Genomic DNA, 18,106 nt, shown 5'->3' with positions numbered 1-18,106 from the left:
ATCCGGCCCGCGAAAGCGCTTGGTCTACGGCGCCAGGGCCGCGGCCCGGCTAACCCTGGATGAGCTGCAGGGCCATCTTGGGCAGACTGTTGGCCTGGGCCAGCATGGCCACGGCCGACTGCGCCAGGATCTGCTGGCGGGTGAACTCGGTCATCTCCGTGGCCACGTCCACGTCGGAGATGCGCGACTCGGAGGCCTGCAGGTTCTCCGCCTGGATGGAGAGGTTGGTGATGGTGTTCTCCAGGCGGTTCTGCATGGCGCCCAGGGCGGCGCGGATCTTGTCCTTGGAAATGATGGCCTGGTTGATGGCCTCCAGGGTCTGCTGGGCCAGCTCCTGGGTGGAGATGCTCTTGCCCGCGTTGTTCTCGGCGAGCATCTGGGCGCGCTCAAGTTCGGTGGCCGCGTTGGCGATCTGGTCGGCGGTGTACTTGTTCTTGCTGCCGGTCAGCGTGCCCAGGCCCAGGGCCGAGGCCGTGGCGCAGCCCACGTTGATGTAGTAGTAGTCCTCGGAGGAGTCGTTGCCGGAGCCGAAGTGGATCTTCAGCGCGCCAACGGACTCGACGCCGGTGCCGTTGTGGCTGGTGGCCTCGCCCGAAAGCTTGCCGTTCAACAGGTGGATGCCGTTGAAGTCGGTGGCGTTGGCGATTCGCGTGATTTCCGAGCACATGGCCTGATACTCGGAGTCGATCATCATGCGCTGGTCGGAACTGTAGGTGCCGGTGGAGGCCTGCATGGCCAGTTCCTTCAGGCGGATGAGCTTCTCGTCGATGACGCCGAGCGCGCCGTCGGCGGTCTGGATCATGGAAATGGCGTCGTTGGCGTTGCGCACGCCCTGGTTCATGCTCTTGATGTCCGCGCGCATGAGCTCGCGGATGGCCAGGCCCGCGGCGTCGTCGGCCGCGGTGTTCACGCGCAGGCCAGAGGACAGGCGCTGGGTCGAGGTGGACAATGCGCCATACGCGGTACCCAGGTTGCGGGACGCGTTCATGGCCATCAGGTTGTGATTGATCACCAAAGACATGATGGAAACCTCCTTGTTCGAAAAACATTCCCTTTGGCCCTGCGGTATGCACGGACAGTGCCAACAAGATGAATATTTATAATCGCAGTAGGTTATCCATCATAAAAAACTCTAAACTATTTCAAGTCGCCAACTCCGGCCAAGAAAAAGCTGCCGGGCGTCAGCGCCTTGTCATACCCATTTTTCCTCCTGCGCACTCGACAGTTTCAAACCACGTGTGTATTTCAGACAAAAACAGTATGTCCACGGTTCGCACATCCCCCCGCCACTCAAGCAGCACGAGACGCCATGGCCGCCCCGAAACTCGACCAGGATCTACGCGATTTTCTTGAAAACCAGGCCGGAATGCTGATCATGCTTTCCGACGACCAGCTTTTCGTGCGCGCCATGCGCACCGCGGTGTTCAAGACCCTGGCCGTCAAGACCGACTGCCTTTTGGTGTACGCGGAGCCCAACCAGACCATGAAGGCCGTGCGCGACCGCCTTTCGCGCAAGCTGCCCGTGCTTGTGCTGGCGGACAGGATGCTGCGCGGCCAACCGAACCTGGAGTTCATGCGCGCAATCAAGACCACCTTCCCCGAGGCGCGCCTGCTGGTCATGACCCAGGAAACCAGCAAGGCGGACCTCTCGCAGCTCTACGAGATCGGCGTGGACAGCATCCTCACCAAGCCCGTGAGCATCGACACCCTGGTGGAGAAAATGGCCGGGGCCATCAAACCGCAGGGGCGCATCAGCCAACTGGTGCAGGAGGCCCGCGCCAGCCTGGAGGCTGGCGACACGGCCAAGGCCAAGCAGATCAGCGCCGAGATCCTGCGGCTCAAGGAAAAAAGCCCCGTGGCCTACATGCTTCTGGGCGACGCCTTTCTGGCCGAAGGCCGCCGCGACGAGGCCATTCGCGCCTACGAGACCGCGCACGTGGGCGCGCGCCTGTACCTGGAGCCGCTCAAAAAGCTGGCCGATGCCCACAAGGAACTCGACGAGGACGCCTACCTGCGCTACCTGCGCAAGCTCGACGTCATCAGCCCGCTGAACACCGAGCGCAAATGCGAGATCGGCAAGGTGTATGTGCGCAAGAACGACATGGAGCACGCCGACAAGTATTTCAGCGCCGCCATCGCCAACGCCCAGCGCGAGGCGCTGAACCACGTGGACCGCGTGGTGCAGGAGATCGCCGAATCCGTGGCCGAGGCCTCCCCGGACTTGGCCGAGAAATACTATGTGCAATTGCTGGACATGAAGGGCGACAACCTCACCGTGGACGACATGGTCACCTTCAACCGGCTGGGCATCGCCCTGCGGCGGCAGGGCAAGTGGCGCGAGGCCGTGGAGAACTACAAAAAGGCCCTCACCGTGTCCCCGTCCGATGAGCGCGTCATCTACAACATGGGCCTGGCCTACGCCGACGGCCAACTGCACCGCATGGCCGTAGGCGCCTACGAGCAGGTTCGGCGCATCGCCCCGGACTTCCACAAGACGGCGCCCATCGTGGCCTACAACATGGGCAGCGCCTTCGCCATGGTCAAGGACATCGGCAACGCCCGCTTCTACCTGAACGCGGCCCTGGAGCAGGACCCGGAGCACGCTGCCAGCAAGCGGCTGCTCTCCCGCCTGGAACAGCTGGGCGTCTAGACCGCCGACCGCTCCCGCGCCGGACGCTGGAAGCGGACAAGGCGCAAAAAGCCCAGCACAAAGCCGATGGCCCCAAGATCGACATTGTAGTTGCACAGGGCCATGGCGGTCAAAACGCTCCAGGCCAGCACAGGTCCAAGCCCCCCGAAGAACAGCGCCGCAAGGCCGGCGACGAGGCTGCCAACTCCCCAGGCCCCGGAAAGCTGCCCCCAGAGCATGGCCTGGCGAGCGGCCCCAAACAAGACGCCTCCCCCATCCACACCCACCGGGGTGTCCACCACATGGATGCGAAAATAAAAACTCCCCACGTAGGTGAGGGCGAACACGAGAACGGTCACTATTGTATTGCGGGACATGGGAAACCTCGCTAGCGTGGGAGAACAGCCGTGCATGACGCGTTTTCACCGCCGCCGTCAACCCCCCCGGGCGTACCGCGCCCGACCAGCGGTCCGGACCCGTCCGCGCGGGCAGGAGGACCATATGGCCCCGCGTCCCGCTCTGCCCCATGGCCCCAAGGCCGCACGCGCCTGCGCACGCCTTGTTTTGGCCAGACTGCTGGCGGCGCTGCTGGCGGCGCTGCTGGCGGGCTGCGCGCAGGCCCCTGCGCCGCCCTCCGGGCAGGGCCAACTCGACGCCGCCCCGGCCCTGCGCAGCGCCCCTGCAGCTGCCGACCTGGAAGCCGTGCGCGCCCTGCGCCAGGCCGGAAGGCCCGAAGACGCCGTGGCCGAGGCCAACCGGCTCATCCTGCGCACCCCCCGCCAGCCCCAACCCTTTGTGGAGCGTGGCCTGAGCCTCGCCCTGCTGGGGCACATGGAGCGCGCCCTGGAGGACTACCGGACCGCGCTCATGCTCGACCCACGCCACGCGCCCGCCCTGCTGGCGCAAGGCGACGCCTTCTTCCTTCTGGACCAGCCCCGCGCCGCAGAGGCCAGCTTCACCCGCGCCATCCAGCTTGCCCCGGACGACCCCGTGGCCTGGATCAACCGGGGCGTGGCGCGGGACGAACAGGGCCGACACCAGGAAGCCGAGGCGGACTTCACCCGCGCCATCGCCCTGGACGCCGGGCAGGCCACGGCCTACGCGAACCGGGGCGTGGCACGCTCGCAAATGGGCGATGTGCGTGGCATGTGCGAGGACTATGGACGGGCCTGCGCCCTGGGGCAATGCCAACGCCTGAAGGATGCGCGGGCCATGGACTACTGCCGAGAACCCTGACCCCCCGCATTTTCCTGGTTGACAAACGCCACGCAAAAGCATTTTGTGTGTCGGTTTTCGCAACCAGTGGCCGGAAATAGGTGACGCCCAGCATTTGACCGCTCGGTCATGCTGGTGGCGCAGCCGTTCTCCGTGGCGAGGCGTGCTTCTGCGCCATAGCCTTTCGGCCACGATTTGACCGCTTGGTCACAAGCGGACGACGAGGATGCGGCATGAGGCTCACCCTGCGGGAGGCCGCGGCTTCCCTGGATTGCACGGAAAAGACGGTGCTGCGCTGGATCGCCCACGCGGGCCTGCCCACCGTGCGCCTGGGCGGGCTGTACCACTTCAACCGCGCGGAACTGCTGGAGTGGGCCCTGCACCACGGCATGGGCCCCACGGCCCTGGCCCGCGAACTGGAGCCCGAAGCCGATGGCCAGGCCCGCGAAACGGTCTCGGCCCTTGCCGGGGCCATGCGCGCCGGTGGGGTGATGCGGGGCATCTGCGCCAACACCCTGCCGGAACTGCTCTGCCCGGTGGTGGGGCACATGATCCCCGATGCGCCCGAGCACCAGCGCGAACTGGTCCTTGCCATGCTGCTGGCCCGCGAGGCCACGGGCATCACGGCCGTTGGCGGCGGCGTGCTGGCCCCGCACGTGCGCGCCCCGCTCATCCTGGGCGAAACCCCGCGCATCGTGCTGGTCTATCCGGCCCGGCCCCTGCCGCTTTCCGCCGTGCCCACCCCGGACAACGCGCCCATCGAGGCCGTGTTCGTGCTGGCCTCGCCCACGGTGCGCGCGCACCTGACGCTGCTCGCCCTTCTGGCCGCGGCCCTGCGCGACGCCGATTTCCGGCAGGCCGTGCTTTCCCGCGCGTCCGAGGCCGCCCTGCTCACCGCCGCGGCCGCCGCGGAACACGCGCACGACAGCGCCGCCGCCCGCCGGGGGAGACGCCAATGACCCTCTTCGCCGCCTGCCTGCTGACCTTCCTGCTTGGCGCGCTGGCCGCACTGCTGCCGCGCTCCTTCCGCGCCGCCAACGCCGTGGGCGCGGGCAGCGCCGTGCTGGGCTGCCTGTTGGGCCTTGTCCCCGCCGCGCAGGCCCTGGTCGCCCCGCAGGACTGGGAGCTCCGCCTGGCCTGGCCGCCTCCCTGGGGCCTGGGCTCGCTCGCCATTGACGGAATCTCCGCCATGTTCCTGGTCCCGGCGCTGGTCCTCGTCGCCCTGGGCGCGGTGTACGGCCGGGGCTACCTGGCCAATCTGGAGGGCCGCAAGCGCATCGGGCCGCCCTGGTTCTTCTACAACATCCTCGCCGCGTGCATCGCCGGGGTGTTCACCGCGCGCGATCCGCTGCTCCTGCTGCTGTTCTGGGAGGGCATGGCGCTCTCGTCCTATTTCCTGGTGTGCATGGAGGACGCCGAGGCCCAGGTGCGCCGTGCCGGACGCATCTACCTCATCGCCTCGCACCTGGGCGCGGCCTTCCTGCTGGCCCTGTGCCTGCTGCCGGGCGCGGCCTGGCCGCCGACCCCCGGCCTTGCCAGCGGCCCCGGCGCGGAATTGACGGCCCTGCCGGGCGCGGGCGTCGCGGCCGGGCTGGCCTTTCTGCTGGCCCTCGTCGGCTTCGGCTCCAAGGCGGGCCTGGCCCCGCTTGGCGTATGGCTGCCCGAGGCGCACCCCGCCGCGCCGAGCCATGTGTCCGCCGTGCTCTCCGGCGTGATGATCAAGACCGGCGTGTACGGCATCCTGCGCGTGCTGCTGGCCTTGCCCCCGGAGCCCTGGTGGGGCTGGACCCTCATCGCCCTGGGCGGGGCCACGGCGGTGCTGGGCGTGTGCGGGGCCCTGGGCCAGGCGGAGCTCAAGCGCCTGCTGGCCTGGTCCAGCATGGAGAACGCCGGGCTGATGCTCCTGGGCCTTGGGCTCGGGGCGCTGGGCCGCGCCTGCGACGCTCCGCTTATCGCCGCCCTGGGCTTTTCCGCCGCGCTCCTCCATGTGGTGAACCACGGGGTATTCAAATCCCTGCTCTTTTTCTGCGCGGGCAGCGTGCTGCACGGCACGGGCGAGCCCCGCATGGACCGCCTGGGCGGCGTCATGCGGCGGATGCCGGCCACGGGCGCGGCCTTTCTGGTGGGGGCGCTGGGCATCTGCGGACTGCCGCCCCTGGGCGGCTTCGCCTCGGAGCTGACCCTTGGCCTGGCCGCCGTGAAGGGCCTCTTGCTCCCCACTCCCAGCCTGGACATCCCCAGCCTGGCGGTGCTCTCCGTGCTGGTGCTGTGCGCCGGGCTGGCCGCGGCGGTCTTCGTGGGGGCCTTTGGCGTGGTGTTCCTGGGCGAACCCCGCAGCCAAACGGCGGCAGCGGCCCACGAATCCCCCGTTGCCATGCGCCTGCCCATGGCGGCCCTGGCCACATTCGGCCTGTTCCTCGGCCTGGGCGCGCCCCTGCTGCTGGAAACCGCCCTGCGCGCCCTGGCCCCGCATCTGCCCGGCGCGCCGGAACAGGGCGCAAGCCTTGTGGAGGGCCTTTTGAGCGCAAGCATGGCCTTCACCCTGCTGCTGGCGCTGCTGGGCGGCATCCTGCTGCTGCGCCGGGGACTTTTGCGCGGCCGCGACCTGCGCCACGGCCCCACCTGGGACTGCGGGTACATCGCGCCCACCGCGCGCATCCAGTACACCTATTCGTCCTTCGCCCAGCCCCTGGCGGACATGTTCCGGGCGCTCACCGGCTCCTTCGGCCAGGCCACGCGGCCCTGGGGGCTTTTCCCCGCGCGCGCGGGCTACTTTGCCGAGGCGCAAGACCGCATCCTCACGGGCTTTCTGGCGCTCTTCGGCTATCTGGACGACCGGTTGAAGGCCCTGCACCGGCTCCAGCAGGGGCAGGTGCACGTGTACGTGCTCTACATCGCCGCCACGCTTGTGGCGCTGCTCGCATGGGGGCTTTCCTGATGCCCGCCCAGACCGCGCTCCACCTGGACGCCTTGCCGCGCATGGTCCTTGGCCTGTTGTTGTGCCCGCTGCTCTTCGGGATCATCAACCGCGTGAAGGCCAAGTTCGCCGGGCGCACGGGCCAGCCCCTGCTGCAGAGCTACTTCGACCTGGCCAAGCTGCTGCGCAAGGGCGCGGTGATAAGCCGCAGCACCAGCTGGGCCTTCGCCCTGGGCCCGACCCTGGGTCTGGCCTGCGCCCTGTGCGCCCTGGCCCTGGCCCCCCTGGGCGGACAGCCGGGGCTCATCTCCTTCGAGGGCGACCTGTTCCTCTTCGCCGGGCTTCTGTCCCTGTCGCGCTTCGCCACCGCCGCCGCCGCCCTGGACACGGGCTCCAGCTTCGAGGGCATGGGCGCCAGCCGCGAGATGCAGTTCGCCGTGCCCGCGGAACTGGCCCAGGTGCTGGGCCTGGCCGCCCTGGCCCAGGCCACCGGCGCCTACTCCCTGGCGGAGATGCTCGCCCGCATCGACGCCGCGCGCTGGGAGGCCGCCGCCCCGGTGCTGGCGCTCACGGCCTCGGCGCTGTTCCTGGTGCTGCTGGCCGAGACCTGCCGCATCCCGGTGGACGACCCCAACACCCACCTGGAGCTGACCATGATCCACGAGGTCATGGTGCTGGACCATTCCGGGCCGGACTTCGCCTTCATTCTGTACGGCCAGGGCGTGAAGCTGTGGACCCTGGCCGCGGTGTTGACCGGGGTGCTCGTCCCGGTGCGCGGGGAGGCCCTGGCCGCCGTGGCGGCGGGGACCGGCGCAATCCTCGCCCTGGCGCTGGTGGTGGGCGTGGTGGAGTCGAGCATGGCGCGGCTGCGGCTGCTCATGGTGCCGCGCCTGCTGGTGGGCGCCACGGCGCTCTCCGGGCTGGCGCTGATACTGCTTTTGAGGTGATGCACGAATGCACTCGCTGGTGGAACTGATCCTGGTGGGCCTGGTGCTCACGAATCTGGTGCTTCTGGGCACCAGCCGCATCGGCCTGTGCATCCGCATGGTGGCCTTCCAGGGCGTGGGGCTGGCCTTTCTGCCGCTGCTGGGCCACGGGGAGCTGGCGCTCTCCTCGCTTGCCGTCTCCGCAGCCACGGCCGTGCTCAAGGGGGGCGTGTTCCCCTGGCTGCTGTTCCGCTCCCTTGAGAGCGCGCACGTGCGCGCGGAGGTGGAGCCCTACGTGGGCTACTCAGCCTCGCTGCTCTTCGGGGTGGCGGCCCTGGCCGCCTCGGTGTGGCTGGGCGGCCGGATGCCCATGCCCGTGGGCCTGCCGCAGCTGCTTACCCCGGTGGCCTTCTTCACCATCCTGGTGGGGCTTTTCGGCATCGTGGCCCGGCGCAAGGCCGTAAGCCAGGTGGTGGCCTACCTGGTGCTGGAAAACGGCATCTTCGCCTTCGGGGCCGTGGCCCTGCGCAAGGCCCAACTGCTGGTGGAGATGGGCATTCTTCTGGACGTGTTCGTGGCGGTGTTCGTCATGGGCATCGCCATCTTCCGCATCAACCGCGAATTCGACCACATCGACGCCGACAGACTGGCGTCGCTCAAGGAGTAGCGGACGATGCTGGACGCGCTGACCATAGTCGTGCCGGGGCTGGCCGGGCTGGCCGCCTTCGTGATTCCCCGGAACAGGCCCCGGCGCATCATGCTTGTGGCGGCCGCCGTGGCGCACCTGGCCCTCACCCTGGCCACCTTTGCCGGGCGCTCGCGGCCCATGTTCGACGGCGCGCTGCTGCTGGACGCGCCGGGCAGGATTTTCCTGCTGGCCACAAGCGTGCTGTTCTTCGCCGCAGCCCTGTACGCCGTGGGCTACCTGGACCGCGAGACGCGCGGCCAGCGGCCGGACATGGTGGAGGGCGGGCTGTTCTCCAACTCGCCGGAAGCGCGCTTCACCGGCTGCCTGCTGCTGTTCCTGGGCGCCATGAGCTTTGTGTGCATGGCGGCCAACCTGGGGCTTCTGTGGGTCGGCGTGGAGGCCACCACCCTGGCCTCGGCCCCGCTCATCTACTTCCACCGCCATCACCGCTCGCTTGAGGCCACCTGGAAGTACCTGCTGCTCTGCTCCGTGGGCATCGCCCTGGCCCTGTTCGGCACGTACATGCTGGCCCTGGCCGGGGGCGGCGAGGTGTCGCTGCACCTTTCCGCGCTCATGGCCGCGGGCCCGAGCCTGGACCCCATGCTGCTCAAGGCGGCCTTCGTGTTCCTGCTGGTGGGCTACGGCACCAAGATGGGCCTGGCCCCCATGCACACCTGGCTGCCCGACGTGTACAGCGAGTCGCCCTCGCTTGTTGCCCTCATGAGCACCTGCCTGCTGAACGTGTCGTTCTTGGCCATTCTGCGCGTGCGGCAGGTGCTTTCCGCCGCCGGGCAGGCCCAGTTCGCGGGCGACCTGCTGGTGGCCCTGGGCCTGGCGAGCATGGCCTGGGCCGCTGTGTTCCTGCTCCGGCAGACGGACTACAAGCGCCTGCTGGCGTATTCCAGCGTGGAGCACATGGGCATTCTGGCCTTTGGCGCGGGCATCGGCGGGGCGGGAATGCACGGCAGCCTGCTGCACATGCTGGCCCACGGCGCGGCCAAGGGCGCCATGTTCCTGCTGGCGGGCAACGTCCTGGCCCTGTACCTGACCAAGGAGGTCTCCGGGGTGCGCGGCGCGGTGCGCGCCCTGCCCTGGTCCGGCCCCCTGTGGGTGGCGGGAGTGCTGGCCCTCACCGGAATGCCGCCCTTCGGAACCTTCGTGAGCGAGCTGGCCATCCTGCGCGCGGCGCTTGCCGGGCCGCGCCCCCTGTTGGCCGGGGCTTACCTGCTGCTCATCGCCATGGCGTTCATCGGCATCACCACCGCCGCCTTCCGCATGGCGCAGGGGCACGGGGCGCAACCGCGCCAGGCCGAGCGCATGAGCGCCTGCTGGCCGCCGCTTGTGCTCATGCTCTGCGTTTTGCTGCTGGGCCTGTGGCACCCGGAGCCCCTGGCCGACATGCTGGCCGCGTCCGCGCGCATAACGGGAGGGTTCTAGCCATGCGCAACGCCCAGGCCATTCCCCTGCGCGCGGTGCCGCGCCTTCCGGCCGAGGAGTTCTGCACCGAGGTGCTGGAGGCGGTGCTGCACGAGGCCCGGCTGGCGGCGCTGTTCTGCGCTCCCGTGGCCGACGAGCTTCGGCTTCTGGCCGTGCTGGCCGAAGACCGCCTGGGTGTGCTGCATGTCATTTCCGCCCCTGCCGGGTCGGCCTATCCGGCGCTGACGCCCGACTGCCCGCAGGCCCATCTTTTCGAGCGCGAGATATGGGAGACCTGGGGCGTCACCCCCCTGGGACACCCCTGGCTGAAGCCGGTGCGCTTTCCCCAGCGCGCCCCGGACAACGCTTCGGCCAACGGTCCGGAGATCGGCCTGGCGCGCTTCATGGAGGCGCAGGGCGAGGGCGGGCACGAGGTGGCCGTGGGCCCGGTGCACGCGGGCATCATCGAGCCCGGGCACTTCCGCTTCTTGTGCCACGGCGAGGACGTGCTGAACCTGGAGATATCCCTAGGCTACCAGCACCGGGGCGTGGAGCGCGCGCTTGTCGGAGGGCCCGGCCCCCTGTTCCTGCAGCACATGCAGACCCTCTGCGGCGACACGACCATCGGCCACGCCACGGCGGCCTGCCAGGCCCTGGAGGCCCTGGCCGGTTGCCCGGTTCCCGCCGGGGCGCAGGTGTTCCGGGCCATCGCCCTTGAGCTGGAGCGCCTGGCCAACCACGCGGGCGACCTGGGCGCGCTGGCCATGGACCTGGGCTTTCTGCCAACCTCGTCGTTCTTGGGACGCATCCGCGGCGATTTTCTGAACATGACGGCCGCCCTGTGCGGCAGCCGCTTCGGGCGCGGGCTGCTCACCCCCGGCGGCACCCGCTTCGACCTGGACCGCGCCAGGGCCGAGGCGGTGCTGGCGCACCTCTCCGAGGTGTTCCCGCAGTGCGTGGAGGCGGTGGAGCTTCTGTGGAGCACGCCTTCGGTGGTGTCGCGCCTTGAGCGCACCGGGCCGGTCTCCCGCGTGGACGCCCTGGCCCTGGGGCTTGTGGGCGTGGCCGCGCGGGCCTGCGACGTGGAGATCGACGTGCGCCAGGACTATCCCGTCGGGGCCTACGCCTTCTCCCATATTCCCGTGGCCGTGGCCCAGACCGGCGACGTGGCCGGGCGCGCCTTTGTGCGGCACATTGAGCTTCTGCACTCGGACAAGTTCCTGCGCGAGCGCCTGACCCACCTGCCCCAATGCCCGTCGCGTTGCGGCTTCGCCACGCCCATGGGCGCCCTGGCCCCGGAAAGCCTGGCCGTGTCCCTGGTGGAGGGCTGGCGGGGCGAGATCTGCCACGTGGCCCTGACCGACGCGACCGGGCGCTTCTGCGCCTACAAGGTGGTGGATCCCAGCTTCCACAACTGGGCCGGGCTGTCCATGGCCCTGCGCAACCAGCAGATTTCGGACTTCCCCATATGCAACAAAAGCTTCAGCCTGTCCTACTGCGGACACGACCTTTAGGGAGGCGGACATGATCCAACACGTCATCGCCCGCCTGCGCCAAGGCCACCGCACCCTGCCCTACCCGCACAAGCAGCCCGTTCTGCCGGACCGCTATCCCGGACGGCCGGAGATAGACCCCGCCGCCTGCACGGGCTGCCCCACGCCCGGAGCCTGCGCGGCCGCCTGCCCGGCCGGGGCCATCCGCCTGGACGACCCCGTGAGCGGCGGGCTGTCCCTGGACCTGGGCCGCTGCCTGTTCTGCACCGACTGCGCGGCCGCCTGCCCGCAGGGGGCCATACGCTTCACGGGCGACTTCCGCATGTCCGCAAGCAGGCGCGAGGCGCTCATCCTGCGCGGCGGGCCGTTTGTGCACGCAGAGGCCCTGCCGCCGGAACGCCTGGCCCTGTTCAAGCGCTCCCTCAAGCTGCGGCAGGTGAGCGCGGGCGGCTGCAACGCCTGCGAACTGGACACCAACGTCTTGAACACCCTGGTCTTCGACCTGGGGCGCTTCGGCATCCAGTTCGTGGCCTCGCCGCGCCACGCCGACGGGGTGCTGGTCACCGGGCCGGTGACCGAGAACATGCGCCTGGGCCTGGAGAAGACCTGGGCCGCCACGCCCGAGCCGCGCGTGGCCATCGCGGTCGGGTCCTGCGCCATTTCCGGCGGACCGTTCGCGGGCCATGCGGAGGCCCACGACGGCTGCGGGGCCATGCTTCCGGTGGATCTTTTGGTGCCGGGCTGCGCGCCGCACCCCTGGACCATTCTGGACGGGCTCTTGCGGCTTTTGGGCCGCGGCGAAACGGGCTAGCGAGGCCAGCGCTCCACGAAAGCGTTGGCCCCCCTTCTTGCAGCGCCTGTGGGCGCTTTAGCGAAATCCTGGGCGAATCTTACGCAATCCTGGCACACCATGGGCCACGAGAGCCGCTGGCCTTCGACTGGCCCGCAGGGCATTCCCGCGGCTAGAATTCGTACTTGGCCTGCAAGCTGCCGGTCACGCCCTCGCGTTTGCCCACATAGCCCTGCACGCCAAGATCGAAAGAAAACGGCAACGATTCCAGCGGCGCGTACACAAGACCAAGCTCACAGACGCCGGTATCGCCGCCCATGGACGGGGCCTTCATGCTATACCCGTTTGTGGTGGCGCGGGCCTTGCCGTCAAACTCATGCTCATAGGCCGCGCCGACGTAGGGGGCGAGCCCCTCATGCATCGTGTAGCTGAAGCGCGAGCCGATGCGCAGCCGGTTGGAGTCCACATCCTTAAAGTCGATGGGGTCGCCGGTAGACAGCGTGACGCGGTCGCCCAGCTGCCGCGTCCAGAAGTATTTGCCGTAGAGGTCAAGGGACGCATTCTCCATGATGTTCCAGACATAGCCGGTGCCCAAATGAAAACCCAAATACATGGACGACGAATCGTATTCCGCGCTGCGCCCGGAGGCGTCGCGCAGGTCGGATGACTTGTAGTCGTTCTGCAGGCCGCCAGCCCGGGTCGAGGCTTCAACATAGGCGTGGCCGGGGCCGCTGTCGGGCAAATCCAGGCGGCCAAGAACACCGCCGCCATAGTAGCTGGTGGTGCCGTCTCCTTTGACCGAAGCGGCGTTGCTGAACGAATTATAGGTGCTGTACGAGCCGTAGCCGTATTCGACAAACGGCCCGAAGGTCAGGCGGCCGAGCGGATTCTTGGCTCCCCAGGCCAGACCGGCCATCAGGGAGGCGCTGTTCACATTCACATGCGAGCCGGTATTGTACCGCACGGAACCGCCGGAAACCGCGCCGAACCCGACAGGCGCGCCGCCGCCGGCCGCAGCCCCGGCCTTGGCCGCGGCAACGGCGGAATCCATGCCCTGCCCGGCGGCCACGTCCGCGCCTTGCGTCACCATGCCCAGGCCGGAAACAAACCCTTCCGAAAGCGCCTTGGTCTGTTCGTTGACCGTAAGCCCCGCGTTGGCTGCCACCGTGGCCAACAGCGTGTTGCCGACGGTTGAGATGTCGAAGTTGTAGAGCAGGGTCACGCCCTGCATTCCCGTGCCGCTCGCGCTGGTGTTCAGCCCGCTGTTCGTGACCAGAGTTCCGGCGTTGATGAGCGTGATGGTGTCCCCTGCCAGCAGGGACGAAGAGCCACCGTCGATGCCCACATTGACGGTGGAGGACCGGCCTGCGCTGCCTGTCAAATCCGCCGTGCCCGTCACGGTCAGCACCGTATCGCCCGCCGCCAAGGTGGTGGGCAGGTAGAAGTTGAGATACTGAAAATTCTTTAGCTGAGCCGCCGTCAGGCCAGAGGTCTTCACATTCAGCGTATTGCCGGTGAAAATCTCAGCATTACCGAACCCCGTTCCTCCCCCGTAGAGGCTTGCGGCCGTCAAATTCGGCGAACCGCTGATGGTCACGGTATTGCCTGTTGCCTGTGCTGGGTCGTTCCCTGCATAGGCATACCCGCCGTAAACAGACCAGAGGACAGTACCCCCGCTGATTGTCACACTATTGTTTTTGGCCTCAGCATTGCCGTCATGTGCATAGGCTTTCCCGCCGTAAACAGACGAAACTGTGCCACCGCTGAGAGCAACGGTATTGCCGTTGGCAACAGCGTGTGTTGTCCCGCCTGTGTGAGAGTATGCCGAGCCACCATAAATGCTTCCAAGTGTACCTGCGTTGAAGGTGACGCTATTGCCGGAGGCCGTTGCGGTGATGGCGCCAAAGGTGTTGATGTAAGCGTAGCCGCCGTATACGTAACGCGCAGTTCCGCCGTTGATGGTCACGGTGTTATCGGAGGCGGTCATGGAAAACGCATTCGCGGTTTTCGCATATCCGCCAAAGATATCCAGAGTCCCGTGCCCCACAAAGCCAGAGGCGATCGTCACACTATTATTGCTGGCCGCAAGGTCGGCGCTGGTCGTTGTTCCGTCATGATATCCGCCGTATATGCCGTAATCGACGACAGCACCGCCAAGTATGTTCACGGTGTTGCCGGATGCATAGATGTTCTCGGCATGTGACGCAAGATTATTTGATCCCCCAATACTAAAAAGGGAGTCAAGAGCAGACCCGTTGCCTATCACATCATGAAAATCTGAACTATAATCAACGGAAGCGGCAACGCCATGCTGAGGCAGCAGAAGGGCGAGACCAAGAGAAAGCGCTGCGGCATACCGCAGGGCAGCGCGAGGAAATGAAGACAACCTTGCGCTGTGCACAGAACCAGTCGAACCTTTCAAAAACAGCATGTTCCACTCCCAATAGATGCTTTATTCTCTCTGCCGCTCTTCCAGGGACACGCGGTGCACCGTGTATGCACGCCGCTGAAGCCATTCCCACCGGGCTTGAAAAGCCTTTACTCTGGCGTGCTCAGCCCCCAGTCTGCGTCCCCTATGAGTCCCCAAGAGGGACAACAAAAAAAGAATCTCCAAAAGCAGCCATGTCTGCTCCAAGACGTTGGGCAGCCCATGCCCATCGAGCTTTCTTATTGCAAGACAAGAACCCAACGATCACGCCGATGTGGTGACGGCGAGAGAGGTCCTGCGTCCAAACTCGTCCCTTTTGCGTTCCTTGTTCCGCCAACGCACCGCACATCCGGCTCGTGCGCTGTAGGCCGCGTTTTGCATCGCCCAGCCAGAGAGCCTTGCCCCCCTGGGGCAACGGGCGCGGCGGGCCTGTCCTTTCACAGCGAAACCTCGACGCAACCCGCTGCTTTGTCTGCGCCACCGCGTCACTGCGCCACGATTTGCATGCGTCGCTATGCAACAGCATGACTGTGCAACTGCGCCAGTGCGTCATGGCTCCTGCTGGAAAAGGACATTGCCGTGGTCATTTCCCATTGGTTTGGTCTTCATTCGCACCATAGACTCTGTGAAAGAACAACCGATTTTCAACTGAGCAATGATACGTACTTCCAGAAATGGAGTGCAAAAAAAATGCATCCGCTGTCAAGGCATTTCATGACGGCTGATGGTTTCATAGATTTTCTTGACCATTCGACAGCAAAACATCGATAGGAAAACCGTGCATCACTGAGATGGAGCGATGTGTCGCAACAAATGGCGCACACGTTCAGAGTCCGTCCGAGCGACGGACGGTTGACGAAGAAGAGGCAAATGCGCACGCACCACAAGGGCAAAGGCTTCGGCGACATGGCCGAGCCATGCGGACAGGACCGGCGGCGCAGGGAACCGGAAGCCCCGCCCCAGCCCGAAACCGGCAAAGGGGAATGTGGCCGTCAGGAAGCAGCTTGAAGAGAAGTGTCAGGCGCGCTCATGGCGAACATCCGACAAACCGGGGTGTCGCCTTCCCGTGCGGAACCGGCCGGGTGGAAGTCCGCCGCCTGTTCATCCTGAAACAGGGGGCCGCCGCGGTTCGTGAACCGGCTTGCCCCGGCGAGAGAGACCAACGCCAAGGCCGGACGCTTCACCCAAATCGGGCGCGCAAGGGGGCCTGCGCCCCAGCTGCGCAGGCGCAAACGAAACAGCCAGCGAGTTGCCCCGCCGGCTCCATGAATATGCCGTCTACAGCAATCACGCTCCGCAGCGCCACAAACAGCCAATCAACCGGGTTGAGGCGGTACGGCACACCGTCGTGCAGCTCCACGGCTAGGCGGCAGGCGGGCCGTCCTGCGCGGCGCCCGTGGCCGCGGGCAGGCGCACAATCAGCGTGGTGTGGCCGGGTTCTTCGGTGTTGAGGGAGAGGGTGCCGCCCATGACACGCACCATGAGACGCGCCGAATAGGTGCCCAAGCCCGTGCCCGTGGCCTTTCCGGCCGTGGCGTACTTCTCGAAAAACCGCTCGCGCACGCTTGCGGGCACCTCGCCCTGGTTGCGCAGGAACACCTCGGCAAGCGGGCCTTCCTGGGACAGGCGCACGGTGATCTCCCCGCCCTCGGACGAGGCCTCGGCCGCGTTTTTGAGCAGATTGGAGAACACGGCATCCAGCAGCCGCCGCTCCCCAAACACGAAAAACGCCGTGCCCGGACAATCGGAATGCACGGTGATGCGCAGGGCCTTGCCTTCCACCAGCGGACGCAGCTCCACGCGCAGGGCGTCCACCACGGCGCAGAGATCCACCGGGGTGAGCGCGGGCTTGAACACACCGGCCTCCATGGCGTGCAGGTCTATGGACAGCAGAATCAGATCCTGCAGTCGGCGGGTGAGCGTGCGCACCTCGGCCACCACCTGACCCTGCTCCGGGGTAAGCGGCCCCAGCAGCTCCAGCAGCTCCATGGCGTTCTGCACAGAAGCCAGCGGGCTTTTGAGGTCGTGGCGCACCACGCTTTCCACGTCCGACCGCATCCCCTCGGCCTTCTTGCGCTCGGAGATGTCGCCCAGCACGCCCATGTAGCCGCTGAAGCGGCTGGCGCCGTCGGTCATGGGCCGGATGCGGCAGGACAGCCACTGGGCCTTGCCCCGGGCGTTGGTCATGCGCACCTCGCGGTCCACCTCGCGCTTGTTGGCCAGGGCGTCGCTCCACAGGGCCAGAAACTCCTCGCGGTCCTCGGGTATGATGCAGTCCAGCCAGCGCAGACCGGAGAGCGCCTCCAGCGTGCGGCCGGTCTGCCGCTGCATCCGCTCGTTGGCGAAAACCAGCCTGCCGCGCGCATCGGTCTCGAACACGCCCACCGGGGCCTGCCGGATGAGCCCGGCCAGGCGGCGCTCGCTTGAGCGCAGGGCCATTTCCGTCTGGCGCTGGGCGGTCATGTCGCGGCCCATGGCCACCACGCCCAGACAATTGCCCTGGGGGTCCACCACGGCGCTCTTGACCACGCTGATCCAGTACTCCTGCCCGGCGGGGCGCAGACGCTGGGTGAAGCTCACGGGCTCGCGCGTCTTGCGCGCCAGGGCGCTGGTGGAAAGCTGGATGCGCAGCACCTCGCCCTCGAAGGCGGCGGAAAGGTGCCGTCCCACAAGCGCTTCGCGCGCAAGGCCCACATGGGTGCAAAAGCTCTGGTTCAGCTCGCGCAGCACGTCGTTCTCGTCGGTGACGAAGATGCAGTCCTGGGCGGACTGGAGCATGGCCCGCAAAAGCCCCTCGCTCTTGGCCAGGGAGGCCTCGGCCAAACGCCGTTCGGTAATGTCGCGGCTGATGGACACCTCGCCCAGGCGCTCGCCCGTGGGGTCGTGCACCGGGGAGCGCTGCACGCTGATGTGCCGCTCGCCTTCCGGGCCGGTCCAATCCAGCTCGTAGGAGACAGGCAGATCGGCCCGGTCCGCGTCGCGGCGGTCGCGCTCCACGCTTTGCGCCACCTCGCGCCGGTCGAACAGGCCGTCGGGCCGCTGGCCGATGATCTCGCCGCAGGGCAGGCCCGCCATGCGGCAAAAGGCCGGGTTCGCCTCGCGGTACACGCCCTGGGCGTCGCGGAAGGCCACCCCGTCCCCGGCGGAATCCAGAATGGCGCGCAAAAGCGTCTCGCTGCGCCTGAGGGAACGCTCGGCCAGCTTCTGCTCGGTGATGTCGTGGCCGACGAAGAACAGGCAGGAACGGCCGCTTTTCAGGATGATGGGCGCGGCGTCGAGCTCCATGTCGCGCACCTGGCCGTCCTTGAGCCGGTGGCGGGTGGCGAAGCGCGTGCCGCCCTTGGCGCTCAGGCTGCGCAGCAGAGCAATGAGCTGCTCGTCGGAGAGCAGGCTCACCTGGGTGGCAGCGATGCTGTCCACTTCCTCCGGGTGGTAGCCGTAGAACTCGCAGGCGGCGGGGTTGGCCCCGATGATGCGCCCGCTCTCGGGGTCGATGAGGAACATGATGGTGCTGCTGGATTCAAAGGCGGCGCGGAACACGCTGCCGTCCGGCAGGTCGTGCAGCAAGTCGTCCGGCAGCTTCGTCTTCCTGTTCGCGCCCATA

Annotated in this window: 13 protein-coding genes; 9 read left to right on the top strand and 4 right to left on the bottom strand. The window is 67.3% G+C overall.

The genetic code is table 11. From position 1 onward, the window contains the following. Nucleotides 1-49: 49 nt before the first annotated feature. The gene (locus CHB73_RS08600; RefSeq protein WP_089274117.1) at nt 50-1,021 is read right to left on the bottom strand and encodes a flagellin N-terminal helical domain-containing protein; all 972 of its coding nucleotides are present in this window, start codon (nt 1,019-1,021) and stop codon (nt 50-52) included. A gap of 288 nt (nt 1,022-1,309) precedes the next feature. Between CHB73_RS08600 and CHB73_RS08595 the strand changes: the two genes are divergently transcribed. Continuing rightward, entirely contained in the window at nt 1,310-2,650 is a 1,341-nt protein-coding gene (locus tag CHB73_RS08595; RefSeq protein ID WP_089274115.1) for a response regulator, read from the top strand. Here the strand turns inward: CHB73_RS08595 and CHB73_RS08590 are convergent. After that, on the bottom strand, nt 2,647-3,006 hold the full coding sequence (locus tag CHB73_RS08590; protein ID WP_089274113.1) for a hypothetical protein: 360 nt from the start codon (nt 3,004-3,006) through the stop codon (nt 2,647-2,649). The genes CHB73_RS08595 and CHB73_RS08590 overlap by 4 nt on opposite strands. Nucleotides 3,007-3,130: 124 nt before the next feature. Here CHB73_RS08590 and CHB73_RS08585 point away from each other — a divergent pair, with 124 nt between their 5' ends. The 8 genes from CHB73_RS08585 (at nt 3,131) to CHB73_RS08550 (ending at nt 12,095) form a co-directional block, all read left to right on the top strand. Beyond that, nucleotides 3,131-3,865 carry a tetratricopeptide repeat protein gene (locus CHB73_RS08585; RefSeq protein ID WP_179216972.1) on the top strand — a complete coding sequence of 245 codons (735 nt, stop codon included), beginning with the start codon at nt 3,131-3,133 and terminating at the stop codon, nt 3,863-3,865. A gap of 212 nt (nt 3,866-4,077) precedes the next feature. Further along, complete coding sequence (locus CHB73_RS08580; RefSeq protein ID WP_089274109.1) at nt 4,078-4,803, top strand: PTS sugar transporter subunit IIA; 726 nt, start codon at nt 4,078-4,080, stop codon at nt 4,801-4,803. Beyond that, nucleotides 4,800-6,782, top strand: coding sequence for a proton-conducting transporter transmembrane domain-containing protein (locus tag CHB73_RS08575; protein WP_089274107.1), 1,983 nt, complete (start codon nt 4,800-4,802; stop codon nt 6,780-6,782). The genes CHB73_RS08580 and CHB73_RS08575 overlap by 4 nt, the downstream gene beginning before the upstream one ends. Further along, nucleotides 6,782-7,708, top strand: coding sequence for a respiratory chain complex I subunit 1 family protein (locus CHB73_RS08570; protein ID WP_089274105.1), 927 nt, complete (start codon nt 6,782-6,784; stop codon nt 7,706-7,708). Before CHB73_RS08575 ends, CHB73_RS08570 begins: the two co-directional genes overlap by 1 nt. A gap of 7 nt (nt 7,709-7,715) precedes the next feature. Then, entirely contained in the window at nt 7,716-8,354 is a 639-nt protein-coding gene (locus CHB73_RS08565; protein WP_089274103.1) for an NADH-quinone oxidoreductase subunit K, read from the top strand. 6 nt (nt 8,355-8,360) lie between these two features. Beyond that, the gene (locus CHB73_RS08560) at nt 8,361-9,812 is read left to right on the top strand and encodes a proton-conducting transporter transmembrane domain-containing protein (protein ID WP_089274101.1); all 1,452 of its coding nucleotides are present in this window, start codon (nt 8,361-8,363) and stop codon (nt 9,810-9,812) included. Between the two features lie 2 nt (nt 9,813-9,814). Further along, nucleotides 9,815-11,305 carry a hydrogenase large subunit gene (locus CHB73_RS08555; RefSeq protein ID WP_089274099.1) on the top strand — a complete coding sequence of 497 codons (1,491 nt, stop codon included), beginning with the start codon at nt 9,815-9,817 and terminating at the stop codon, nt 11,303-11,305. A 10-nt stretch (nt 11,306-11,315) separates the two neighbouring features. Beyond that, complete coding sequence (locus CHB73_RS08550; RefSeq protein ID WP_089274097.1) at nt 11,316-12,095, top strand: NADH-quinone oxidoreductase subunit B family protein; 780 nt, start codon at nt 11,316-11,318, stop codon at nt 12,093-12,095. A 151-nt stretch (nt 12,096-12,246) separates the two neighbouring features. Here CHB73_RS08550 and CHB73_RS08545 read toward each other — a convergent pair whose 3' ends face one another. Continuing rightward, nucleotides 12,247-14,505 carry an autotransporter domain-containing protein gene (locus CHB73_RS08545; protein WP_179216971.1) on the bottom strand — a complete coding sequence of 753 codons (2,259 nt, stop codon included), beginning with the start codon at nt 14,503-14,505 and terminating at the stop codon, nt 12,247-12,249. A 1,359-nt stretch (nt 14,506-15,864) separates the two neighbouring features. Beyond that, nucleotides 15,865-18,105: a PAS domain-containing protein gene (locus tag CHB73_RS08535; RefSeq protein WP_089274093.1), complete on the bottom strand. Its 2,241-nt coding sequence runs from the start codon at nt 18,103-18,105 to the stop codon at nt 15,865-15,867. Nucleotide 18,106 lies beyond the last annotated feature (1 nt).

The sequence above is a fragment of the Humidesulfovibrio mexicanus genome, assembly GCF_900188225.1.
Classification (GTDB): domain Bacteria; phylum Desulfobacterota; class Desulfovibrionia; order Desulfovibrionales; family Desulfovibrionaceae; genus Humidesulfovibrio; species Humidesulfovibrio mexicanus.
Note: the sequence above shows the minus strand (reverse complement) of the source record. Positions and strands in the feature narration are given on the sequence as shown.